General features: G+C 69.5%; 22 protein-coding genes. 12 read left to right on the forward strand and 10 right to left on the reverse strand.

Going from position 1 to position 22,698, the window contains the following annotated elements; all coding sequences use genetic code 11:
- Nucleotides 1-13 precede the first annotated feature (13 nt).
- Genes pncB through AC3WR5_RS16610 form a run of 3 tightly spaced genes read left to right on the forward strand, consistent with a single transcriptional unit; the run spans nt 14 to nt 4,046 of the window.
- Nucleotides 14-1,216 carry a nicotinate phosphoribosyltransferase gene (gene pncB, locus AC3WR5_RS16600; RefSeq protein WP_492485794.1) on the forward strand — a complete coding sequence of 401 codons (1,203 nt, stop codon included), beginning with the start codon at nt 14-16 and terminating at the stop codon, nt 1,214-1,216.
- Nucleotides 1,216-2,916 carry an NAD+ synthase gene (locus AC3WR5_RS16605; RefSeq protein WP_492485903.1) on the forward strand — a complete coding sequence of 567 codons (1,701 nt, stop codon included), beginning with the start codon at nt 1,216-1,218 and terminating at the stop codon, nt 2,914-2,916. Before pncB ends, AC3WR5_RS16605 begins: the two co-directional genes overlap by 1 nt.
- A gap of 17 nt (nt 2,917-2,933) precedes the next feature.
- Nucleotides 2,934-4,046 (forward strand): bifunctional nicotinamide-nucleotide adenylyltransferase/Nudix hydroxylase, encoded by a 1,113-nt coding sequence (locus AC3WR5_RS16610; RefSeq protein WP_492485795.1) that lies wholly within the window; start codon nt 2,934-2,936, stop codon nt 4,044-4,046.
- Here the strand turns inward: AC3WR5_RS16610 and AC3WR5_RS16615 are convergent.
- Nucleotides 4,040-5,005 (reverse strand): glycosyl hydrolase, encoded by a 966-nt coding sequence (locus tag AC3WR5_RS16615; RefSeq protein WP_492485796.1) that lies wholly within the window; start codon nt 5,003-5,005, stop codon nt 4,040-4,042. The genes AC3WR5_RS16610 and AC3WR5_RS16615 overlap by 7 nt on opposite strands.
- Nucleotides 5,006-5,194: 189 nt before the next feature.
- Here AC3WR5_RS16615 and AC3WR5_RS16620 point away from each other — a divergent pair, with 189 nt between their 5' ends.
- The 4 genes from AC3WR5_RS16620 (at nt 5,195) to AC3WR5_RS16635 (ending at nt 9,279) form a co-directional block, all read left to right on the forward strand.
- Nucleotides 5,195-5,515, forward strand: coding sequence for a YbjQ family protein (locus AC3WR5_RS16620; RefSeq protein WP_141288265.1), 321 nt, complete (start codon nt 5,195-5,197; stop codon nt 5,513-5,515).
- A 4-nt stretch (nt 5,516-5,519) separates the two neighbouring features.
- Nucleotides 5,520-5,978, forward strand: coding sequence for a YbjQ family protein (locus AC3WR5_RS16625; protein WP_492485797.1), 459 nt, complete (start codon nt 5,520-5,522; stop codon nt 5,976-5,978).
- Nucleotides 5,979-5,985: 7 nt separating this feature from the next.
- Entirely contained in the window at nt 5,986-6,867 is an 882-nt protein-coding gene (locus AC3WR5_RS16630; protein WP_492485798.1) for a M48 family metallopeptidase, read from the forward strand.
- Nucleotides 6,868-6,984: 117 nt separating this feature from the next.
- Complete coding sequence (locus AC3WR5_RS16635; RefSeq protein ID WP_492485799.1) at nt 6,985-9,279, forward strand: putative bifunctional diguanylate cyclase/phosphodiesterase; 2,295 nt, start codon at nt 6,985-6,987, stop codon at nt 9,277-9,279.
- Between the two features lie 7 nt (nt 9,280-9,286).
- Here the strand turns inward: AC3WR5_RS16635 and AC3WR5_RS16640 are convergent, their stop codons facing one another.
- Nucleotides 9,287-10,198 carry a bestrophin family protein gene (locus AC3WR5_RS16640; protein ID WP_492485800.1) on the reverse strand — a complete coding sequence of 304 codons (912 nt, stop codon included), beginning with the start codon at nt 10,196-10,198 and terminating at the stop codon, nt 9,287-9,289.
- A gap of 4 nt (nt 10,199-10,202) precedes the next feature.
- On the reverse strand, nt 10,203-11,726 hold the full coding sequence (scpC, locus tag AC3WR5_RS16645; protein ID WP_492485801.1) for a succinyl-CoA:acetate CoA-transferase ScpC: 1,524 nt from the start codon (nt 11,724-11,726) through the stop codon (nt 10,203-10,205).
- Between the two features lie 132 nt (nt 11,727-11,858).
- Between scpC and AC3WR5_RS16650 the strand changes: the two genes are divergently transcribed.
- Nucleotides 11,859-12,842: a LysR substrate-binding domain-containing protein gene (locus tag AC3WR5_RS16650; RefSeq protein WP_492485802.1), complete on the forward strand. Its 984-nt coding sequence runs from the start codon at nt 11,859-11,861 to the stop codon at nt 12,840-12,842.
- Here the strand turns inward: AC3WR5_RS16650 and AC3WR5_RS16655 are convergent.
- Nucleotides 12,799-13,407 carry an NUDIX domain-containing protein gene (locus AC3WR5_RS16655; RefSeq protein WP_492485904.1) on the reverse strand — a complete coding sequence of 203 codons (609 nt, stop codon included), beginning with the start codon at nt 13,405-13,407 and terminating at the stop codon, nt 12,799-12,801. The two genes, AC3WR5_RS16650 and AC3WR5_RS16655, sit on opposite strands and share 44 nt — an antisense overlap.
- Nucleotides 13,408-13,500: 93 nt before the next feature.
- Here AC3WR5_RS16655 and AC3WR5_RS16660 point away from each other — a divergent pair, with 93 nt between their 5' ends.
- Nucleotides 13,501-14,259 (forward strand): DeoR/GlpR family DNA-binding transcription regulator, encoded by a 759-nt coding sequence (locus AC3WR5_RS16660; RefSeq protein WP_492485803.1) that lies wholly within the window; start codon nt 13,501-13,503, stop codon nt 14,257-14,259.
- Nucleotides 14,260-14,296: 37 nt separating this feature from the next.
- Here AC3WR5_RS16660 and AC3WR5_RS16665 read toward each other — a convergent pair whose 3' ends face one another.
- Nucleotides 14,297-14,854 carry a YbhB/YbcL family Raf kinase inhibitor-like protein gene (locus AC3WR5_RS16665; RefSeq protein ID WP_492485804.1) on the reverse strand — a complete coding sequence of 186 codons (558 nt, stop codon included), beginning with the start codon at nt 14,852-14,854 and terminating at the stop codon, nt 14,297-14,299.
- A gap of 58 nt (nt 14,855-14,912) precedes the next feature.
- Entirely contained in the window at nt 14,913-15,773 is an 861-nt protein-coding gene (locus tag AC3WR5_RS16670) for a helix-turn-helix transcriptional regulator (RefSeq protein ID WP_492485805.1), read from the reverse strand.
- A gap of 285 nt (nt 15,774-16,058) precedes the next feature.
- Between AC3WR5_RS16670 and AC3WR5_RS16675 the strand changes: the two genes are divergently transcribed.
- Nucleotides 16,059-16,532, forward strand: coding sequence for a hypothetical protein (locus AC3WR5_RS16675; RefSeq protein ID WP_492485806.1), 474 nt, complete (start codon nt 16,059-16,061; stop codon nt 16,530-16,532).
- A gap of 14 nt (nt 16,533-16,546) precedes the next feature.
- Here AC3WR5_RS16675 and AC3WR5_RS16680 read toward each other — a convergent pair whose 3' ends face one another.
- A complete protein-coding gene (locus AC3WR5_RS16680) occupies nt 16,547-17,605 on the reverse strand; it encodes a hypothetical protein (protein WP_492485807.1) in 1,059 nt (352 codons plus the stop codon).
- Nucleotides 17,606-18,029: 424 nt separating this feature from the next.
- Between AC3WR5_RS16680 and AC3WR5_RS16685 the strand changes: the two genes are divergently transcribed.
- Together AC3WR5_RS16685 and AC3WR5_RS16690 are read left to right on the forward strand one after the other, a co-directional pair.
- A complete protein-coding gene (locus tag AC3WR5_RS16685) occupies nt 18,030-18,944 on the forward strand; it encodes a restriction endonuclease (RefSeq protein WP_492485808.1) in 915 nt (304 codons plus the stop codon).
- A gap of 109 nt (nt 18,945-19,053) precedes the next feature.
- Nucleotides 19,054-19,605 carry a DUF805 domain-containing protein gene (locus tag AC3WR5_RS16690; RefSeq protein ID WP_492485809.1) on the forward strand — a complete coding sequence of 184 codons (552 nt, stop codon included), beginning with the start codon at nt 19,054-19,056 and terminating at the stop codon, nt 19,603-19,605.
- A 208-nt stretch (nt 19,606-19,813) separates the two neighbouring features.
- Here the strand turns inward: AC3WR5_RS16690 and AC3WR5_RS16695 are convergent, their stop codons facing one another.
- The 3 genes from AC3WR5_RS16695 to AC3WR5_RS16705 all read right to left on the reverse strand — a co-directional run bounded on the left by AC3WR5_RS16695 (nt 19,814) and on the right by AC3WR5_RS16705 (nt 22,670).
- Nucleotides 19,814-20,812 (reverse strand): hypothetical protein, encoded by a 999-nt coding sequence (locus AC3WR5_RS16695; RefSeq protein ID WP_492485810.1) that lies wholly within the window; start codon nt 20,810-20,812, stop codon nt 19,814-19,816.
- 123 nt (nt 20,813-20,935) lie between these two features.
- Nucleotides 20,936-22,102, reverse strand: a complete 1,167-nt coding sequence (locus AC3WR5_RS16700; protein WP_492485811.1) for a sensor histidine kinase — start codon at nt 22,100-22,102, stop codon at nt 20,936-20,938.
- Complete coding sequence (locus AC3WR5_RS16705) at nt 22,092-22,670, reverse strand: response regulator (RefSeq protein WP_492485812.1); 579 nt, start codon at nt 22,668-22,670, stop codon at nt 22,092-22,094. Before AC3WR5_RS16705 ends, AC3WR5_RS16700 begins: the two co-directional genes overlap by 11 nt.
- Nucleotides 22,671-22,698: the final 28 nt, after the last annotated feature.

Here is a 22,698-nt window from a genome sequence, read left to right on the forward strand (position 1 = left end):
GCTCGAACCCACCATGACCCCCGTGATCACCAGCCTGCTGGACACCGACCTCTACAAGTTCACGATGTGGCAGGCCATGCTGCACCGGCACCCGTCCACCCAGGCCGAATACCGCTTCGTCTGCCGCAACACACCGGCCTATCCACTGGCCGAGCTGGCCGGCGAAGTGGGCCAGCAGCTGGACGCGCTTTGCCAGCTGCGCTTTGCCTCCGAAGAACTGAGCTACCTGCAGGGCCTGCGCTTCATGAAGTCGGACTTCATCGACTTCCTGCGCATCTTCCAGTTCCAGCGCGCCTTCATCGAGGTCAGCACAGCGGGCGACACGCTGCAGATCGTCGCCCACGGCCCGCAGGTGCATGTGACGGGCTTCGAGATCTTCGTGCTGGCCATCGTCAACGAGCTGTACTTCCGCCGCTTCGACGCCGAACCGGCGCTGGCCGAAGGCCGCCGCCGGCTGCAGGCCAAGATCGAGGCCGTGAAAGCGTTCGGCACCGAGCCGGCCCGCACCCATCCCTTCGAGTTTTTCGACTTCGGCGTGCGACGCCGCTTCTCCGGCGCCTGGCAGCGCGAGGTCGTCAGCGCGTTCCAGCGCGAGCTTTCGCAATGGTTCAAGGGCACCTCCAACGTGATGCTGGCCAAGGCGCTGAACCTGGTGCCCATCGGCACCATGGCGCATGAGTACCTGCAGACCTTCCAGGCCCACGAGGTGCGGCTCAAGCACTTCCAGCAGGCGGCGCTCGAAGACTGGGTGCAGGAATACCGCGGCGACCTGGGCATTGCGCTGACCGACGTGGTCGGCATGGACGCCTTCCTGGCCGACTTCGACCTCTACTTCGCCAAGCTCTTCGACGGCCTGCGCCACGACTCCGGCGACCCCATCACCTGGGGCGAAAAAGCGCTGGCCCATTACGCCAGGCTGCGCATCGATGCGCACACCAAGCGCCTGGTCTTCTCCGACGGCCTGGACATGCCGACCGCATTTGCGCTCTACCGCCATTTCGCCGACCGCACGCAGCTGGGCTTTGGCATCGGCACGCACCTGACCAACGACGTGGGCCTCACGCCGATCAACATCGTGATGAAGCTCACCGCCGCCAACGGCCAGCCGGTGGCCAAGCTGTCCGACTCACCTGGCAAGACACTGTGCGACGACGAGACCTTCCTCGCCTACCTGCGCCAGGTCTTCCACATCCAGCCGCCAGAGGTGCAGCAATGATGTTGACCCTGACCCTTGCCCAGCTGAACCCGACGCTGGGCGACATCGAAGGCAATGTCGCCGCGATGCGGCGCGCGGCCCGCCAGGCCCGCAACGCAGGCGCGCAGCTGGTCGTCTTCCCCGAGCTGTCGCTCACCGGCTATTTCCCCGGCGACCTGCTGGCCGAGCCGGCCTTCCTGCAACAGGTGGCAGCGGGCATCGAAGCATTGCTTCAAGCCTCGCGCGAACTGCCGCAGCTGGCCTGGGTCATTGGGGCACCTGTTCGACGGTCCGGCACTGGCAAGCCGCTGCACAACCAGCTGCTGGTGCTGCGCAACGGCGAAGTGCTGCTGCGCTACGCCAAGCAGCTGCTGCCCACCTACGGCATCTTCGACGACAAGCGCCATTTCGAGCCCGGCCCGGACGCCGCGCCGGTGCTGCGCGTGGGCGATGCACGCGTCGGCTTCCTGATCTGCGAGGACGGCTGGAACGACGACGGCCAAGCCTATGCGGTCAACCCGTTTGCCCGCATGCGCGAAGCCGCGCCGGACCTGGTGGTGTCCATCAACGCCAGCCCTTCGGACCTGGGCCAGCGCCAGCGCCGCCATGCGGTGGTGGCCGCCGCGGCCCAGCGCCATGGCCTGCCGCTGGTCTATGTGAACCAGGTCGGCGGGCATGACGAGCTGGTCTACGACGGTGCCTCCTTCTGCGCCGAGCCGCAACGCGGCGTGTGCTTCGAGGCCCGCCGTTTCGCCGAGGACCTTTGCACGCTGGGCTTCGACCAGGGCCGCTTCTGCGCGGCCGATGGCGGCGCCTTGCCGCCGGTCGCACAAGCCATGACCGCGCCCGCCTTCCATCGCGCGCAGATCGTGCTCGGCCTTCAGGACTATGCGCGCCGCTGCGGCTTCCGCCAGGCTGTCGTCGGCGCGTCCGGTGGCATCGACAGCGCCGTCACGCTCGCCCTTGCCGCCGAGGCGCTGGGGCTGGAGAACGTGCTCGCCATCACGATGCCATCGCGGCACTCGTCCACAGGCTCGGTGGACGACTCGGCCACGCTGTGTGCGAACCTCGGCGTGAAGCTGTTGACGTATCCCATCCAGGCCACAGTGGACCAGCACGCGGCGCAGTTCGAAGCCAGCACCGGCGCGCCGCTGCAAGGCCTGGCGCTGGAAAACCTGCAGGCCCGCATCCGCGGCACCGTGCTGATGGCGCACTCGAACCAGTTCGGCCAGCTGCTGTTGACCACCGGCAACAAGTCCGAGATCGCCGTGGGCTACTGCACGCTGTATGGCGACACCAATGGCGGCCTGGGCCTGATCGGCGACCTGTACAAGACGGAAGTCTTTGCGCTGGCGCGGCACCTGAACGAAGCCGCCGGCCGTGAGCTGATCCCGCGGGCCATCATCGACAAACCGCCCTCTGCCGAACTCGCGCCCGGCCAGCAGGACAGCGACAGCCTGCCGCCCTACCCCGTGCTGGACGAGGTGCTGAAGCTGATGATCGAGGGTGAACGCCTCTCGCCCGAAGAACAGGCGCAGGCCAGCGCGATGGTCGCTGCGCTGCAGCTGCAGCCCGAGGGCGCGGCGCTGATCGCCCGCATCCGCCGCATGGTCTGGCGCAACGAGTACAAACGCCGCCAGGCGCCGCCCATCATCCGCCTGCGCGCCCAGGCTTTTGGCAGCGGCCGCCGCATGCCCATCGCCGCCGTGCATCCCGACTGAACCCCACCCAGCACCTCATGCGAACCCTGCCCGAAATCCCTGCCACCACACACGAAGCCGCGCTGTTCATCGGCCGCTTCCAGCCACTGCACAACGGCCACCTCGTGCTGCTGCGCCAGGCGCTGGCCACCGCGCCGCGGGTCATCGTCGTGCTCGGCTCCAGCTTCCAGGCGCGCACGCCGAAGAACCCGTTCACCTGGGAAGAACGCGCCGAGCTGATCCGCCTGGCGGTAGGCGAGGCGGATGCCGCGCGCATCCAGTTCCTGCCGCTGCGCGATTTCTATGACGAGACGCGCTGGGTCGCCGCAGTCAAGGCCGGCGTGGCCAGGCTGCTGGCAACCGCAGAAGACCGCAAGGCCCCGTCCGTCGCACTGATCGGCCACTTCAAGGACGCCACCAGCAGCTACCTGCGCCGCTTCGAGCCCTGGCAGCTGATCGCCGCCGAACGCGCACCCGGCACGCCGGACGCGCAGCAGGTGCGCGACGCACTGTTCGCCAGCGCCGAACTGGCCAGCGCAGACGACCGCCGCGCTGCACTCGGTGCACTGACCGCCGTGCTGCCGCACAGCACCCTGGCCTTCCTGCGCAGCTGGATCTCGCTGCCCTTCTTCAACGCCTTGGCCGCCGAATGGGCTGCGCTCAAGCGCTACCACGAAGCCTGGTCCCAGGCACCGTATGCACCGGTGTTCGTCACGGTGGACGCCGTGGTTCAGTGCGCAGAGCACGTGCTGCTGATCCGCCGCGCCCACCCACCCGGCGTCGGCCTGTGGGCCGTGCCCGGCGGCTTCATCGAACAACGCGAAACGGCTTACCAGTCCACGCTGCGCGAACTCGCCGAAGAGACCCACCTGCACCTGCTGGACACCACGATGCAGCAGGCCCTCAAAGCCAGCGCCGTCTTCGACCACCCCGACCGCAGCCAGCGCGGCCGAACGATCACCCACGCCCACCACTTCGACCTCGGCGACCGCGAACTCCCCGAAGTCTGCGCCGACGACGACGCCCAATCCGTCGCCTGGGTCCCCATCGCCGACCTCACCTCAATGGAAGACCAGTTCCACGACGACCACTTCCACATGCTGGATCACTTCCTCGGGCTGACAAAGGCCGAAGAACCAGAAGGTCAGTAAGGCAACGCGATGTAGGTCTGCCCCAACCCACTCAACACCCCATCACCCGCCAGCAGACTGCTGTAGTGCGGGTCGGTGTTCAGGCGGCCGGTGAACCAGGCGTAGCGGAAGACGTCACTGCGGGTTTCGCAGGTGGCGACCATCTCGGTCATCTGGGCTTGCTGCTTGGCCAGGGTGTCGATCTGGGCGCCGTCAGTCTGGCTGTGCCAGTTGGCCATTTCGGTGACCCAGAAGGGCTTGGCGTATTTGGCGAGGCGGTCGAGTTGGTCGGCCAGGCCGTAGTCGTACCAGTGGAAGCCGAGGTAGTCGATCTGTGGTGAGCGGCCGGCGTGGGCGGCCTGGTAGGCGGCGTAGAAGGCGTCCAGCCACGCGACGGGGTCGGCGTAGCCGCTCATCGTGCCCCAGGTGATCTGCGGGCCGACGAGCTTGACGCCGGTGGCCGTGGCAATGGCCTCGTAGCGTGGCCAGAGGTCCGCGGCCTGCTGCGGCGTGAGGTTGGCCTGGTCGGTCAGGTTGGGCTCGTTCATCAGCAGCAGGTACTTGATGGACGTGTCGGCCAGCAGCTTGGCGGTGACCTGCGCGTCGTCGAAGTTGCCGTTCCACAGCATGGGCAGGAAGTCCATCGCGTGCGTGGTCTGCGCGTCAGCCGGCAGCGAGGCGGAAGGGTTCAGGCTCCAGTCGTACCACCAGCTCACGCCGGGGGCGAGCGCAGCGAGGTCCGCGTCCGACACGAGGTCATAGGCCAGGCCGCGCTTGGCGCTCTTGGTGGCCGGCGCGGGTGGTGGGGGTGGCGGAGGAGGTGGGGATGCCGGCGGCGGTGAGCCAGGGCTTGTAGGTGGCGCGGGGCTGGTGTCACCCCCGCCGCCGCCACCACCACAGCCGGCCATCACGGCCGCGGTGGCAAATGCAAACCCCAGCAGCCGCCGGCGGCGCTGGTCTTCAGGTACTTCCAGGCTCATCTCTTGTTCATTCCCAACGTGCAGGCGCGATGTTATGCAGCGCATCCCGGGGCACTGAGCTGGAGCCGACAGGCGGTGCGGCACCGCAAACCCAACGGTGCCTGGCGCCGCGGTCGGGTGTCATCCGGGATGTGAAATGATGGCGCCGATTCCAATCCACAAATATCGCAACACAGAGGGAGAAATCGGATGTTGGTCAGCAATCTGGAAATGGCGCCGGGGCACCGAGTGGTCGCTCACCTGGGATTGGCGCAGGGCAGCACGGTGCGGGCCAAGCACGCCGGACGGGACCTGATGGCTGGCCTGAAGAACATCGTGGGTGGTGAGCTGAAGGGCTACACCGAGCTGATGCAGGAAGCGCGGGAAGAGGCCATCAAGCGCATGACCGACGAAGCCCGTAGCATGGGCGCCAACGCGGTGCTGAACGTGCGCTTCGTCACCACGGCCATCACCACCGGCGCGGCCGAGATCCTGGCCTACGGCTCGGCGGTGACGATAGAGCGGATCTGAGCCCATGCCGCTGGACCTCATCCTCAACCTGGGGCTGCCGATCTTGCTGATCGTGATCGGCTACGTCGTTGGCCGGGCGCTGGAGCAACGCCACTATGCGTCGATCCGTGAACGCGAGCGCGCGCTGCAAGGTGTCATCGCGCTGAACACGCGCTTCGTGCCGGTAGGCGTCAAGGCCCATGGCTCGCAGCTTGTGAGCGGTGGCGTGGTCGTTTCGTCCGACCATTTCAAGACCTTCGTGGCCGGCTTTCGCAACCTGGTGGGCGGGCGCATGCGGGGCTATGAGTCGCTGCTGGAACGTGGGCGGCGCGAAGCCTTGCTGCGCATGAAGCAGCAAGCCCGTGACGCCGGTTGCACGCTGGTCATTGGCGTGCGCTTCCACACCACGCGCGTGGCCGGCAGGCAGACCCCGGCAATGGAAGTGATGGCCTACGGCACCGCGCTGGACACGCGCGCCGACTGAGCTGCCGATGACCGAGTCTTCGGAACCACCGCGCCCTGCCGGCCCGACGCTGGAGAACCGGCTGCCCGCCGAAGGCATCAACAGCAGCACCGAGCACCCGCTGCGCGAGTTCGCCTGGGTGGTCGGCGCCAGCGTGGCTGCGCTGGTGCTGGTGGCGCTGCTGCTGGGCTGGGCCTCGCGCTGGCTGGCGCCGCATGTGCCGTTTTCGGCCGAGCTGGCCTTGGCAGACCGCTTGCCAGAGCCACCCGAAAAAGACACGGGCCGGGCCGCACGCTCCGCCGCGCTGCAAGCCCTGGCCGACCGGGTGGCGCGGCAGATGGGCCTGCCGGCCGACATGCCGCTGCAGGTGCGCAGCGACGCCAGCGAGCTGGTCAACGCCTATGCCACGCTGGGCGGCCGGATCCGCGTGCACGAGGGGCTGCTGCGGCGGCTGCGCAGCGAAGACGAGCTGGCCGCGCTGCTGGCCCACGAGATCGCCCACGTGCAGCACCGCCACGTGGCGGCCAACCTGGGCCAGGGCCTGTCGATGGCCTTGCTGCTGAGCCTGCTGTCGTCCGACGCGGGCGCCCGCGCCGTGCAGGCCATGCTGGGCCAGACGGCCGGCGTGGTGATGCTGGGCTACAACCGCGAGCAGGAGTCGCAGGCCGATGCCGACGCGCTGAAGGCCGTGGCCGGACTCTATGGCCACACCGCCGGCGTGAAGGCCTTGTTCGACCGGCTGCGCGACAGCGCCGAAGCCAACGCGGTGCCATTTGCCCTGCTGCGCAGCCATCCGTTGACCGAGGCCCGGGTGCAGGCGGTGCAAACCGGTTCACTGGCCGCCGGCTGGGCCACCCAGGGCCCGCTGACGCCGTTGCCTGCCGTGCTGGTGTTGCCCGGCAAACCCTGAGCTCACCCGCCATCAGGTTGCGCCGGGGCTGGCCGATAACACAGCAAGGCGCCGGATCGCGCTGCTCGCGTCCTCGCTTCGTGGCCGCGCCCCGCCCGGTGCCGCACGGAAGCCTGCATGAACCCGCCCCGCCCGCCGCTGTCTGCCGCGGCCCAGCTTCGGCTTTGGGCCAGGCCCTCGCTGCGCCTGCAGCTCACCGGGCTGGCGCTGGCTGGCTTCGTGGCCGCGGTCTGCATCATGGTGCTCAGCATCGTGCGGCTGCATGGCGCCTCGGCCGACGCGGCCCGGCTGCTGGCCGCGCACGTGGCGTCCTCGCTGGCGCTGCAGATCCAGCAGGCCAGCCATGCCCAGCTGCCAGGCGACACGCCGCTGTCCGTACTTGCCGCCCAGCAGCTGGTCGACTTCATCCACAGCGAGGGGCGGCGTGACCTCGAACTGGTGGACGCGAACCTGCGCATCGTGGCCGACGCGGACCACAAGGACATCGGCCACACGCTGGCAGGCGACATGGGCGCCGCGGTGGCCGCCACCTTGCATGACGGCCAGCCGCGCTACTTCGTCGAACCCGGCAAGGCCGGTGAACCGGGCCGCCACCAGACCGTCGTCGCGCTGAAGTCCGCGAACGGTGCCAGCGTAGGCGCGCTGGTGCTCGAATACACCTCGCTGCTGGACGAGATGGCGGGTGTCGCCGACGGCGCGGCGCACACGCTGCTGCTGCTCGCCCTGCCCGTCGGCCTGCTGCTGCTGTGGGCCTCGGCCTGGGGAGCGCGCCGCATCCTGCGGCCCATTGCCCGGCTGCAAGCCGCCACCGCGGCATTGGCCAGCGGCCAGCACAGCGCGAAGATTGGCGAGTACACGCAGGACGAGGTCGGCGACCTGGCGCGTTCGTTCGACCGCATGGTGGACCACCTGGCCCGCTCGCAAGCTGCGGTGCAGCAGGAAATGACCGAGCGCCAGCTTGCGCAGCAGCAACTGCAGGCGGCGCACGACGGGCTGGAGCAGCGCGTGCAGGAGCGCACCGCGCTGCTGCAGGAAGCCAACCAGCGGCTGGATGGCGAGCTGGCCGAACGGCTGCGCATGGCACGCCAGCTCGAACAGATGGCGCGCTTCGACCCGCTGACCGGCCTGCCCAACCGCAGCCTGTTCCTGAACCGGCTGGCGCATGCGATGCAGCGCGGCACCCGCACCGGCAAGCTGGTGGCGCTGATCTTTGTCGACCTGGACCGCTTCAAGTCCATCAACGATTCGCTGGGGCATGAAGTGGGCGACCGGGTGCTGCAGGAGGTGGCGCAACGCATGACCGGGCTGCTGCGCCAGACCGACGTGGTCTCGCGCATCGGGGGCGACGAGTTCACCGTGATCCTCGAAGACATCGAGCAGGTCCAAGACGTGGCCACCATCGCCGCCAAACTGGTCGAAGGATTCCGGCTGCCGCTGCAGGTGGGCACGGCCGAGCTGCACTGCACGCTGAGCCTGGGCATTGCCATTGCGCCGCGCGACAGCGCCGACATTGGCGAGCTGATGCGGCAGGCCGATTTCGCGATGTACCACGCCAAGGCCGAGGGCCGCAACGGCTTCCAGTTCCACTCCGAGCGCATGGGCCATTCGGCGCGCAGCAAGCTGGCGATCGAACACGCGCTGCGGCACGCCATCGAGCGCAACGAGTTCACGCTGCACTACCAGGTGCGTGTCTCGGCCCGGAGCAAGCAGCCGGTCGGCATGGAAGCCTTGCTGCGCTGGCACAGCCCCGAGCTGGGCGCCGTGGGGCCGTGCGACTTCATTCCGGTGGCCGAAGAGACCGGCATGATCCTGCCGCTGGGCGCCTGGGTGCTGCGCACGGCCTGCGCACAGCACACAGCCTGGCGCCTCGAAGGCCTGCAGCCCGGGGTGATGGGCATCAACGTCTCGGCGCGCCAGTTCCGCCAGGCCGACTTCGTGGCCCAGGTGCGCGACATTGCGCTCGAAGCCGGCGTGAACCCGGCCCACATCGAGCTGGAACTGACCGAGAGCATGCTGATGAGCGACCCCGAGCGCGCCGCCACGCTGATGGGCGAGCTGCGCGCGCTGGGCTTCGGCATCGCCATCGACGACTTCGGCACCGGCTTTTCCAGCCTCAGCCACCTGAAGCGTTTCCCGGCCACCAAGCTGAAGATCGACCGCAGCTTCGTCAGCGGCATTGCGCACAACAGCGAGGACGCGGCGATTGCCGCGGCCATCGTCGCGCTGGCCGGCACGCTGAACATCCAGGTCACCGCCGAAGGCGTGGAGACCGAGGGCCAGCGGGCCAGCCTGGACGAGCTGGCCTGCAACGAATACCAGGGCTTCCTGTTCAGCCACCCGCTGCCCAGCCAGGGCATGGGCGAGGTGCTGCGCCAGGGCCTGCACCCCGGCCCGCAGCCCGCGGGCCACTGAAGCTTTTTCAGCGCAGCTGGAAGTCGGCGTCGGGCACGGGCAGCGGCGGCGGTACTTCCCCCAGCATCTCCCGCAAGCTGGCTTCGATGCCGGCGGCCAGGGCGTCCAGCGCCAGGTCGTTGGGCATCAGGCCGAAGGGCTGCTCGATCTCGTCGCTCAGCGCCTCCAGCGCGAAGAAGGTGTAAGAGACAAAGGCCACCACCAGCGGCGTCATCCAGCCGATGGTGTCGACCAGGCCAAACGGCAGCAGCATGCAGTAGCCGTAGACGCTGCGGTGCAGGATCACCGAATAGGTGAAGGGCAGCGGCGTGTTGGCAATGCGCTCGCAGCCGCCGAGCGCGGCCATCAGCTGGTCCAGCGACTGTTCCATGCGCTCGGCCAGCTGCGGGACCAGGCGGTCCTGCTCGCGCCACTCGCGCATCAGCCCGCCCAGCCACAGCGCGATGGCCACCGGCACGCCGCGCCGCTGCGTGACCTGCGCCAGGACCTCCGCCGGCAGCAGCCCGGCCAGACCGGTTTCCGGTGCCTGGTCGCGCAGCTGGTTGCGCGTGGCGGCCGAGAACGCGGCCAGGCCGAGCACGAAGGGGCGCACGTCGGTGCCGGGCGCCGTCAGCGTGAGGGCCTGGCGGGCCAGGTTGCGCGAGTCCACCAGCAGCGCGCCCCAGAGCTTGCGGCCTTCCCAGTAGCGGTCGTAGCTGGCGTTGATGCGAAAGCCCAGGAAGATGGCCAGCGACACGCCCATCAGCGAAAACGGGCTGGCGGTCAGCGTCACCTTCCAGTGGAACAGCTGGCCGTGCGCCAGCACCACCAGGCAGGCCAGGCCGACGGTGAAGAGCTGCTGGGGCAGGATGAGACGGATCAGCGAGCCCCGCCGCACGAACAGCAGGCGCAGCCAGTGCGGCCGGGGTCGGACGATCATCGCTTCAGGCTTGCGCCGCCATGCTGCCGTTGCGCAGGTAGCGCACATGCCAGGACAGGGCTTCCTCCAGCAGGTGCGGCGTGTGCTTGCCTGGCGAGCCGTCCAGCGCGCGCTGGCAGTAGTCGCGCAGCGCGGGGCGGTAGTCGGGGTGGGCGCAGCGCTCGATGATGAGCCTGGCGCGCTGCTTGGGCGAGAGGCCGCGCAGGTCGGCCAGGCCTTGTTCGGTGACGACGACCTGCACGTCGTGCTCAGTGTGGTCCACGTGTGGGGTCATGGGCACGATGCAGGAGATGCTGCCGCCCTTGGCGGTGGAAGGCGTCATGAAGATGGACAGGAAGCCGTTGCGCGCGAAGTCGCCCGAGCCGCCAATGCCGTTCATGATCTGCGTGCCCATCACATGCGTGGAATTGATGTTGCCATAGAGGTCGGCCTCGATGATGCCATTCATCGCGATCACGCCCAGCCGGCGCACCAGCTCCGGGTGGTTGCTGATCTCCTGCGGGCGCAGCAGGATGCGCGAGCGGTAGCGCGCGAGATCGGCGTTGAAGGCCTCGCGGGCCTGGCTGCTGAGCGACAGCGCGGTGGCCGAGGCGAAGGCCAGCTTGCCGCTGCCCAGCAGGTCCAGCATGCCGTCCTGCAGCACCTCGGTGAAGGCGGTCAGGTTCTCGAACGGGCCGTCACCCAGCCCGGCCAGCACCGCATTGGCAATGTTGCCCACGCCCGACTGCAAGGGCAGCAGCTCGGCCGGCAGCCGGCCCTTGGCCACCTCGTGGGCGAAGAACTCGAGGATGTGGCCGGCGATGCGGCGCGAGGCTTCGTCTGGCGCGGCAAAGCGGGTGTCGCGGTCGGGCGCGTCGGTCTGCACCACGGCGATCACCTTGTCCGGGTTGCAGCGCAGGTAGGGCTCGCCAATGCGGTCGCTCGGGCGGACCAGCGGGATGGGCTTGCGGTGCGGCGGCAGCTGGGTCCCGTAGTAGAGGTCGTGCATGCCGTCCAGCCCGGCCGGCGCAGCGCTGTTAACTTCCAGGATGATCTTGTCGGCCTGGTCCAGCCAGGTCTTGTTGTTGCCCACCGAGGTCGAGGGCACGAGCCGCCCATCTTCCAGGATGGCCGCCACTTCCACCACCGCCACGTCCAGCTTGCCCAGGAAGCCGAACCAGGCGAACTGCGCCACGTGCGAGAGGTGCATGTCCAGGTATTCCATGCGCCCGTCGTTGATGCGCTGGCGGCACACCGGGTCGGACTGATAGGGCAGGCGCAGCTCCACGCCGTCCGCCGCGGCCAGCGCGCCGTCCAGCTCGGGCGCGGTGGAGGCGCCGGTCCACACGCTGACCTTGAACGGCTGGCCGGCCGCATGCGCCGCCGAGATGTGGCGCGCCAGCGCGGCCGGCACCGCCTTGGGGTAACCCGCGCCGGTGAAGCCGCTCATGCCCACGGTGTCGCCCGGCAGGATCAGCCGCGCGGCATCGTCGGCACACATCAGGCGGCCACGCAGGGCGGGATGGAGGATTCGGCTGTCGTGTGGCATGGGGCTGCGGCGGAAAAAGGATGCCTGCCGGACCAGCCCGGCGGCGCGCGCACTCTAGGCCGCCAGCCCGGCGGTCGACAAACGAGTCTTTATGATGCGATGCATTAGCTCTGCTTCACCATGCAAGACCGGTTGCCCGCCCTGCCCCTGTTCCGCAGCTTCGAAGCGGCCGCCCGCCACCTCAGCTTCAAGCTCGCGGCGGCGGAGCTGCATGTCACGCCGGCCGCGGTCAGCCAGCAGATCAAGGCGCTGGAAGACCAGCTGGGCCAGCCGCTGTTCGAGCGGCTGACGCGCGCGCTGCGCCTCACGCCTCAAGGCGAGGCCCTGCGCGGCCCCGTGCGCGAAGCCTTCGAGGCGCTGGCGCGCGGCGTGCAGCTGGCCAGGACCGGCACGGCGCAGCAAGCGCAGGACCAGCTCACCGTGTGGGCGCCGCCCGGCTTTGCCAGCCAGTGGCTGGTGCCGCGGCTGCCGGCCTTCCATGCGCTGCACCCGGCCGTGGACCTGCGGCTGGTCAGCAGCCCGGAGGCCGTGGACCAGGCCGGCGCCGCCACCGTGCTGGCCGCGCTGGATCCGCCTCCCAATGCCAGCGGCCACGCCGGCAGCGTGCTGGCCATCGTCTACGGCAGCGGCCGCTATGCCGGCCACCGGGTGGCGCCGCTGCTGGTGCCCGAGCTGCTGCCGGTCTGCGCACCCGGCTGGCTGCAAGCTGCCCCGCCGCTGACCGAGCCGGCCGACCTGTGCTGCGCCACGCTGATCCACGACGAAACCCTGGCCGGCGCCGGCCGCGGCGGCGAAGCCGGCGGCTGGCTGCACTGGCTGGCAGCGGCCGGCGTGCCGCACCCTGTGCTGGCGCCAGGCCGGCGCTACTCGAACTCCACGCTGGCCATCGAAGCGGCGCTGGCCGGCGTGGGCGTGGCGCTGGCGGCGCAGCCCATGGTGGCGCAGCACCTGGCCGCCGGCACGCTGCTCGCGCCGTTTCCGCGGCACACGCTGCGCTCGCCGTTCACCTATGCGCTGGTGGCGCGTGATGGCGTGGCCGAACCGCCGGCCGCCGCGGCGTTCCGGGCCTGGCTCATCGCAGCAGCCCGGCCAGCGCCACGTGCTGCAGCAGCATGATGGTCTTGCCGTCCTGGATGCGGCCGTCGGCCATCGCCTGCAGCGCATCGGCCAGCGGCCATTCCTGCACCTCGATGTCCTCGCCTTCGGCCACCTCACCGCCGCCGTTGGAGATGCGGTCGGCGTCCTCGTATTCGGCGACGAAGAAGTGCAGCTTCTCGGTCACCGAGCCGGGGCTCATGTAGGCCTCGAAGACCTTGCGCGGCGCGCGCACCACAAAGCCGGTTTCCTCCTGCGCCTCGCGACGGATGCAGGCCTCCGCATCCTCGCCGTCCAGCAGCCCGGCGCAGGCTTCGACCAGCAGCCCGTCGGCGCAGCCGTTCACATAGGCCGGGAAGCGGAACTGGCGCGTGAGCACCACGGTGCCGCGCTCGGCGTTGAACAGCAGCAGCGCCGCGCCGTTGCCGCGGTCATAGGTTTCGCGGTTCAGCATCTGCGTGCTGCCGTCGCGCCGGCGGTATTCAAAGCTGGTTTTCTTCAGCACGAACCAGTCGTCGGCCAGCACGCGCTGCTCAACGATGCGGACCTGCGCGCTGTCGGGCGGGCGGGTGGTGGCGGAGAGCATCGGGTTCATTCGGGCCTTTCTCAATTCATGCAATTTCGTGCAGTATCATGCAAATATCCGAATGCCCGCAAGCCCCTGCAGAATCCCGCCCACATGCTCACCACGCACCGCAAGCAGCTGCTGCTGGCCCGCCTCGCGGCCGATGGCCACCTGGTCGCCAAGGACCTGGCGGCCGAACTCGGCACCTCGGAAGACACCATCCGCCGCGACCTGCGCGAGCTGGCCCAGGCCGGCAGGCTGCAGCGCGTGCACGGCGGCGCGCTGCCGGCCTCGCCGGCCATGGGCGACCTGCAGGCGCGCGCCGCGCTGTCGCCTGACGACAAGGTGGCGCTGGGCAAGGCCGGCGCCGCGCTGATCCAGCCCGGCCAGCTGGTGATCCTCGACGGCGGCACCACCGCGCTGCAGCTCGCCCGCCACCTGCCGCCCACGCTGCGCGCCACCCTCGTCACGCACAGCCCGGCCGTGGCGCTGGAAGCCGCGAAGCAGCCGCTGGTGGAGATCCTGATGCTGGGCGGCAGGCTGTTCCGCCACTCGGGCGTGAACGTGGGCGCCACGGTGATCGAGGCCGCGTCCCGGCTGCGGGCCGACCTCTATTTCATGGGCGTGACCGGCGTGCATCCCGAGACAGGCCTGAGCACCGGTGACGATGAAGAGGCTGCTGTCAAGCGCGCGTTGCATGCCCGCGCCGCCGAAACCGTGGTGCTGGCTTCCAGCGAAAAGCTGATGACCGCGTCACCGTTCCTGGTCGCGCCGCTGGCCGACATCAGCCAGTTGCTGGTGCCGGCCGCCACGCCTGCGCGCACGCTCAAGGCGCTCGCTGCCAGCGGCGTGTCGGTCAAGAAGGTGGCTTGATCGAGAAGCGCCGGTGGCCTGGGTGGCGAGCCCCGGCTCAGCGCCCGTAGGTCGCCTCCAGCGTCGCGCTGCCCAGCCGGTTGGCCTGGATCATGTAGCCGACCATGGCCGCTGTGGCGTCTGCCGGCAGCGCCAGCTTCGGCACGCCCAGTGCGTGCACGGTGAAGATGTAGCGGTGCGGCTTGTCGCCGGGCGGCGGGCAGGCGCCGCCAAAGCCGGTGCTGCCAAAGTCGGTGCGGCCTTGCGTGGCGCCGGCTGGCAGCATTGGCTTGGCGGTGTCGTCCGCGCCGGCGGGCAGGCTGGTGGTCGCGGCGGGCAGGTTGTAGACGACCCAGTGCCACCAGCCGGAACCGGTGGGTGCGTCCGGGTCATAGACAGTCACGGCATAGCTCTGCGTGCCGGCTGGCGCGCCCTGCCAGCTCAACGCGGGCGAGCGGTTGCCGCCGTCGCAGCCAAAGCCCTTGAACACCTGGGCCTCTGCCAGTCTGGCGCCGGGCGCGATGTCCGGGCTGCTGAGCTCGAAACCCGCGGCCGAAGCCAGCAGCGGCAAGGCCAGCAAGGTGGCGCAGAGGATCAAGGGACGGGGGTGTTTCATGGCACGGCTCCAGTTCGTTGGCAATGCCTGCATGGTCCCCGCGCGGGAGCTTGGCGCGTTAGCCGCCCTGCGCCATTCGTTGCGCGCTTTGCGTCATGCCGGCGCGCAGCACCGAAGGCACGAAGCCCCAGCGCTCCTGGAACATCGCCGAGAAACGGCTGTGGGACTCCCAGCCGCAGCGCTGCGCGATCTCGCCAATTGGCAGCTTGGTGGTTTGCAGCAGGCCCAGCGCGGTTTCCAGCCGCACCTCGCGCACCAGCGCCGCAAGCGATGGGTCGCCCTCGGCTTCGCTGAGGCGGCGGCGCAGCGTCGAAGCGCTCATGTGGAAGGCCGAGGCGACAGCGTCCACGCTCCAGTCGGCATGCGGGCGCTGCGCGACCAGCCGGCGCACCCGCTCGTCCCAGCCCAGCTCGTCCACCGCGCGGAAGTGGTGGCCGCGTTCGGCCAGCAGCAGCAGGACCTCCAGCAGCCGGTGCCGCTGCACCGCAACCGACACCGCCTTGGCCTGCAGGAACGAGGCCGCGCGCTGCATCGCCTCCCGCAGCTCCTCGTCCACCACCAGCAACTGCGCGGCCGGCACCGCAGCACCAGCCGGCGTGGCCTGGGCCTGGTGCTCTCGCACCAGCTCGTCGCCGAAGAACAGCGCCAGCGATTCGTAGCGGCCATGTCCCGCGGGGTCGTTGATCACGTCCCAATGCGTGCCGCGCGCCACCAGCATGCCGTCGCCGCGCTCGGCCACCACGCTTTCGGCGCCAGCCGCCAGCAGCGTCTTGCGGCCCTGCTTGACGACGACCACCGCGTCGTCGCGCATGGTCAAGGTGCTCACGCGGTGGCAGGCCACGGCCGTCACGTGGGCGCACTGCCCGGGGCTGGGCTTGGGCGCGGCGGAGGCGCCGCCACGCGGTTTGGCATTGATCATCGGGGGAGTTTAGGCCGGACCAAACCCATCGCCTCGCCCACCGAAGCCACCGCGCCGGCATCGGCCCGCCAAACGGAACCGATTCCATTTCCGACCGACGCCCAAAGCCCTCGGCCGCCTCTCGACCGCCCACTTGACGCCGGTTTGCAGGAGAGTACGCTGCGCACCGGCCCAGGGTCCCCGCCCATGCCGCGGCGCCCGACAGGCCAAGCCCGAAGCCAAAGAGTCCCGCCCTGTTTGCCTTGTTCAAAGGTGACGGCGCACGCCTGCCTGCGGAGGAGCGAAATGTCGCACGATGATGAATCGCGTCAATACCTGGTGCAGCAAATCGAAGGCAAGCGCCGTTGCATTTCGGCCTTCTTGCGCAAGATGGAACCGCGCTCGGTGCGCCTGACCAACCAGGGCATCATCTTCAGCGCCGTGGCCGCCGCCTTCACCGCTGCGCCGGCCTTTGGGGGCGAGCAGTTCACCGAGTTCATGCGGCAACTGGTCGGCGCGCAGAGCGATTCGTCCATCTGGCGCCTGCTGTGCCTGGCCGCCATGCTGTGCTCGCTGCTTGCCTTGATCTCCACCACGCTGCACAAGACCCACAACCTGAGCGCCAACCTGGCCAAGGCCCATGACCTGAACAGCAAGCTCGAAGGCCTGGCGCTGAGCGTGCACATGGGCATGGACAACACCAAGGCAGCCGAGCTGTTCAAGCAGTACACGACCGAAGCCTCGTTTGTGCCACCGGACCTGACGCCGGTGATGGTCTGAAACCCCCCGTGCCCTCAGTTGCCGAGCGGCCGCAGCACATAGCCTCGCTGCTCGCCAGTCACGCTGTTGTACGCGGTGCCGATGATCGCGCCGCGTTCGTTGACGCCGTTGGCGTCCAGCAGCACCCAGCCGGCGGCGCGGGTCGCATCGTCCAGCAAGGTGTTGAGGTCGACCGCCACGCCACCCTGCCACATCGCCGCATGGCCCGTCACGTCACCGGCCAGCAGGCTGTTGCCGACGATCAGGCCGGCGTTGTTGATGCCCGCGGCACTGCTGAGCGAGCCGCCCAGCGTGCCCAGGCTGGTCTGCACGCCATCGCTCCACAGCGTGGCCACCTGCCCGTCGGTGCCCACGACCTGGCCGGCGTCGTTGATGCAGAGTGCGTAGCCGCTGCCCAGGTCCGTCAAGCTGCCGGCTTGCCATAGCACGGCCCGCACGCTGGCATTGCCAGGCCCGGTGCTGCTGCCCACGACCTGGCCCCAGCGGTTGATGCTGCGGGCCGAGCTGTAACTGCCACCCAGCGTGCCAAGGTCGGTCACCGTCGTGCCCTGCCACAGCGCCGCATGGGTGGTGCTCACACCGCCCACCAGCACGTCGCTGTAGCCGACGGCCTGGCCCCGGTGGTTGATCGCCAAGGCAATGCTGTAGTGGCCGCCGCCCAGCGTGCCCAGGTCCACCGGCGTGCCGCCGGTCCAGCGCGTGGCATGGCCAGGGCCTTCCGTCGTGGTGCTGTCGCCCACCACCTGGCCCAGGTTGTTGATGCCCTGCGCGCTGCTGTAGGCACCCGGCCCGCCCAGCGGCGGCAGCGCAGTGGGCACACCACGCAGCCAGACGGTGGCACCGTTGGGACCGCCGCCTTCGCCCGAATCGCTGGTGCCGGCCGCCACGCCCAGGTCATTCAAGGCCACGCCAAAACTCTGGCTGGCCCCGGTGATGGGCGCCAGCGCCGTGAAGCGGTAGCTGCCGGCCGCCAAGGCCCCGGTGGCGACGGTGCACGCGGCCGCCATCAGCAGCAGTGGTGCGACAAGGCGCACGCGGCAGCGCGCACGCACAACTTCGAAAGTTCGGCCCATGTTGGTTGGCCCCTTGGTGAAAACTTCGTTGTCGAGGTGCACAGCCCCGGCCAGGCCCGCGGCGCTGCAGGCCGTGGCGCTGCAACGCGAGGCCGGCGGCGATGTGCGCGCTGGCGGACTGCATCGCCAGTGTGGGCCTGGCAAGCTCGCTGCACAAGGCGACAAACACGGCAGGCGCCGCCACCCCCACATCCACCACCTACATCCACCATCCACAACCACCTGCCCGCGTGCGCCCGCGCACCAAGTGCCAACAAATTCACATCCAGCACCCGGTTCCGGCTGTGCAAACGTGCAGAAGTCACAAACCGCGAGCGAACCCCACGCGAAAAATGGATCGCGTGGGGCGACGGGCCTGGCTCGTTGGCGAGGCCGCATCGCGCAGGCCGAATGCACAGAACAATCAACCTCGGGAGACGCAGCCATGGCCAGAAGCAGAGGCAAACGCAGCGCGATGGACGATCTGGCGGATCTGGTTTCGCTGATGCCCTGGTGGGCCGGCGTGGCCGCGGCGCTGGGCTTCTACCTGGTGCTGCACACGCTGGCACAGCCCGGTGCGGCGGCCGTCGTCGCCAAGCCCGCAGACGTCACCCAGGCGGTCGCCCACTCGCTGGGCAGAAGCGCCGCCACCATCGGCCAGTACCTGCTGCCCTTCATCTGCCTGGTAGGTGCGGCCATGTCCGCCTTCAAGCAGCACGAGCGCCGCAAGCTCGTCACCCAGGTCACCCAAAGCGCGTCGGCCGACGCGCTGAACGGCATGAGCTGGCAACAGTTCGAACGCCTGGTCGGCGAAGCTTTCCGGCTGCAAGGCTTCAATGTCCAGGAAACCGGCCGCGGCGGCCCGGACGGCGGCGTGGACCTGGTGCTGCGCCGCAGCGGCGAGAAGCACCTGGTGCAGTGCAAGCAATGGAAGGCCTACAAGGTCGGCGTGGACGTGGTGCGCGAGCTCTACGGCGTGATGGCCGCCCAGGGCGCCGCCGGCGGCTTCGTCGTCACGTCCGGCCACTTCAGCCGCGAGGCGGAGGCGTTTGCCGAAGGGCGCAATGTTCGGCTGGTCGACGGGCTGCAGCTGCAGGGCTTGATCCGGCAGGTGGAGCGGGCGCGGAAGGAAGCGTGTGCGGTACGTGGGGCGGCGAACGTTCGGGGCGCTTCCGCGACGATGCCGCTGCCGCCGGCCCCGCAAGCTCAGCTGCAGCAGAAGCCAGCGACCGCCACGCCGCCCTGCCCGGCCTGTGCGAAGCCGATGCTCAGGCGCACGGCGCGCAAGGGCGCGAACGCAGGGCGGGAGTTTTGGGGCTGTGAAGCCTACCCGGCTTGCAAGGGCGTGCGCAGCGTCTGAGGGGCTGTTTGGTTCGTCGACCGCCGGGTGCGACTCAGCAGCATTTTTCGCCGAAGGACGATCATCCTTCGGCACCACAATTTGGCCAAGACACAGAGGGAGTTTCCGCATGGCAATCAGCAATCCGTACACCGCGCCTCAGGCCGAGGTCGCGGACGTAGACAACGCCCATCAGGGCGCATTCCAGGAGATGAGGATTTGGGGATGGCGAGGCCGTTTGGGTCGTCTGCGTTTTCTGGCGTATGGCGCCGTGGCGTACCTCGTCTTCATGCTGCTGGTCAGCGCCATCGCGATACCGTCGGCCATCTCTCACAACCGCAACGCCGCCTTGCTTGGCATCGTCTTCTGGGTTTCTTTCATTCCCTACATGGTGTTCTGGGTCATGACCATGATCCGGCGTTCGCACGACATGGGTTGGCCAGGTTGGAGCGTGCTGTTGGCCATCATTCCGCTGGCGGGATTGATCTGGGTCTTCAAGGCTGGCGACGCGACTGCGAACGAATTTGGCCCGCCGCCGCCGCCCAATGGCATCGGCGTCAAGATCGCAGCCTTCGGAATTTGGGCGGTATTGGGGATCGGCATGGTGGCGGCGATTGCGTTGCCGGCGTATCAGCAGTACGTTCAGCGAGCTCAGGCAGCGAAGGCGCTTCAGGGCAAGTAGCGGACTCGCCCGCCCCACCGAGATCTCGGCAACACCGACCGAGAGGTCCGACCCGAACGATGGTTCGCGAGGCAAGGTCACCCTGCTTCGGTGTCCGAATTCGTTGAACCGCGACACAAGCCTCCGGACACGCCATCAAGGCCAGCGGGAAGCGGTTGTAGCCCCAGCATGCCATTGAAGAGCGCGGGCCTTGCGCACCGAAGGCGGTTCAGCTCGACTTGCGTGCCGCTCGCGCCGCGCGCCGGCGTTCCATCCACGCCTCCCGCTTCAGGCCAAGCACCGCGGCAAGGAGCGGCAAGGTCAGACAGCCCGAAACGATGCCGCCGATCAGGTTCGTGTAGGTCCAGTTGAAGGCCAGATCCGCTTCGGCCGGCCGGCCGGCTTGCGACGCGACGGCGGTCACCAGCACCGCGTTGTCCGCGACCAGCACGCCATCGCGTTCGAAGACGGGCCGCGTCGCAGCGGGCACCGCGCCGTCGACACGCACCAGCACGGAGGAGTCAGCAGCACCGGAGCTGCGCTGAAAGTCGTAGAGCTGCTGGGTGCTGTCGAATTGCGCGACGAAATCCACCCGGTCGCCCTGGCGCCAGTCGGCGGCGGCCACCGGCACGAAGATCGCCTGGACCGCACCGCCGCTTTTGCTGGAGCGGCGCGTCAGCGCGTGATCCCACAGCAGGCCCCCTTGAAGCGCAAGGTGGCTGCCGCTCCCCGGGTGCACCGGGTCCCCGCCGCGGCTCATTTGCAGCGGGGCGTACGCGCTCACGACGTCGGCCCGGCGCAAGTGCCAGTCCCAGCCGTACCAGGCGAAGACGCAGATCCAGGTCAATGCGATGCAGGCGGCCCACACCGTCAAGCCCATGCGCCAGCCTGAGGGTGCCGGCTTCGGCACCACGGGCGCCATTGGCGCGGCGGCTGCCGCAGCGGGAGCGGGAGCAATCCGAACCGGGGCAGGCACAGCAGGCGGCGCGGCCTGGCCACTGCGAGCGCGCCAGATGTTCTGGAAGAAGGTCAGCACCTGCAGCACGCCCAGGACGACAAGGCAGATCGCCAGCAGCAGGACGATGGCGCTGATCGCGCGCGAATAGCTGCCGTCGCGGCTGGCCTGCGCGGCGTTGAGCCAGCCGATGGGTCCGGTCTCGCCGAAGGTGGCGTAGCCCGAGAAAGCCAGGACCGCGACCACCAGCAACATGACGATGAATCCACGCATCTCGAATCCTCTGTTCGGTGAACCGACGGACACGCCCCGCCGCTGGCGGAAGGTCCTTGATTCAACGTACGGATTCGTGCGGGCAAACCGGACCGGTGCTGCGCCGCAAGCGTTCGCCCTTGGCTAGAAGCTCAACACAAACGCCGCCCCGCCCTCCAGCGGCCGCACATGGCGCACGCGGCCGCCCATGCCGTTGACGAGCTGGCGCACGACGGTGAGGCCGATGCCCTGGCCGCCTTCGCGGGCGCTAAAAAACGGCAGGAAGATCTGCCGCTCCAGGCCAGGCGGGACGCCGCTTCCGTTGTCGCGCACGCTGATCTGCAGCCGGCCGCCGCGGCCCTGGCGGGCCTGCACCCACAGGCGTGGCGCGGGTTGGTCGGCTGTGGCCTGCTCGGCATTGCGAAGCAGCGCCAGCAAGGCCTGCTCCAACTGGCCTTCGTCGGCTTGCAGGCGCAGGCTGGGCGAGGCGAGCTCGAAGCTGGCTTGGCCGCCGCGTTGCGCCCAGCCAGGGCTCACGGCCTGAGCCAGGCGTGCGAGCAACGGGCCCAGGTCCACCGGTGCCATCACCGGCGCGGGCCACTGGCTGACGCGGCGGTAGGTGGCGACAAAACCCGCCAGGCTTTCGGCGCGGCGGGCAATCGCGTCCAAGGCGGTGTGCAGTTCAGCTTCAGCACCCTGTTCGTCGGCCAGCGAAACGGCCAGCTGGCTCAGGCTTTTGATCGGCGTGAGCGAGTTCATGATCTCGTGCGTCAGCACCTGCACCAGCTGCTGCCAGGCCAGCAGGGACTCGGCCTCCAGCTCGTTTTCCAGCGGCACCAGCACCAGCAGCGCCTGCTCGCGGCCGTCCAGCGCCAGCGTCTGCCGCCGCAGCTGCCAGCGCTCGCTGCCACGCTCGGTTTCCAGCACCACCGGGCCGCTGCGCTGGGCGCTGCGCAGCAGCGTGTGCAGCGCAGCCAGGTCGCGTGCGCCGCCGGGTGCGGCGAGGCGGCGGGCACGGCTGGTGAGGGCCTGCAGGCGGTCGGCCTCCAGCACCCAGGCCGCCACCGGCAGCAGCTCGACCTGGGCCTGCAGCACCGCGAGCTGGCGCGTGTCCGGTGGCGGTGCGGGTTCGGGCTGCGGTGCAGGCGATGCGCGCCGACGGGTCAAGGGCCAGGCGACCCACACGCCGGCGAGCGCGAGCAACACCCCGCCAGACAGGCCGCGGGCCGATGCGCCCGCCGCATGCGCCAGGGCGCCGGCCGCGAGCCACAGCACGGCGGCAGCAAGCAGGCGACCCGCTTCAGAGGCCATGCTTGTCCAGCCGGCGATACAGCGCGGCGCGGGACAGGCCGAGCAGCCGCGCCGCGGCGCTGAGGTTGCCCTCGGCCTCGGCCATGGCGGCCAGCACGGCGGCACGCTCCTGCGCGGCCAGCGAGCGCGCGGGCTCGGCCACCGCCGCGGGCGCCGCTTCGCGCTCCGCGGCCGGCAATGCGCGCTGCAGCGCCTCGCGGCAGGTGGCGACCAGGCGCACGTTGTCCCAGGGCTTGGTGATGAAGTCAAAGGCGCCGCGTTTGAGGGCCTGGATCGCCAGCTCGATGTCGGCATAGGCCGTCATCACCACGACCACTGGCGGCTGCGCCCGGGCCAGCACTTCGGCCAGCAGGCGCAGGCCTTGCGCGCCGTCGGTGCGGCCAGGGCCAAAGTTCAGGTCCAGCAGCAGCAGCGCCGGGCGCAGCTGGTCCAGCGCCGCGGGCAGTTCGGCCGGGCGGCGCAGGCAGCTGAGCGGCGCCACGCGGCGCTGCAGCAGCAGTTGGGCGGCGAGGCCCACGTCAGGGTCGTCGTCGAGCAGGAGGATGGCGGCTTCAGGCACAGCCGCCATCTTCGCAGCCTCGTGCCCGCGGGCACCA

The sequence above is a fragment of the Ideonella sp. FW305-24 genome (assembly GCF_058788035.1).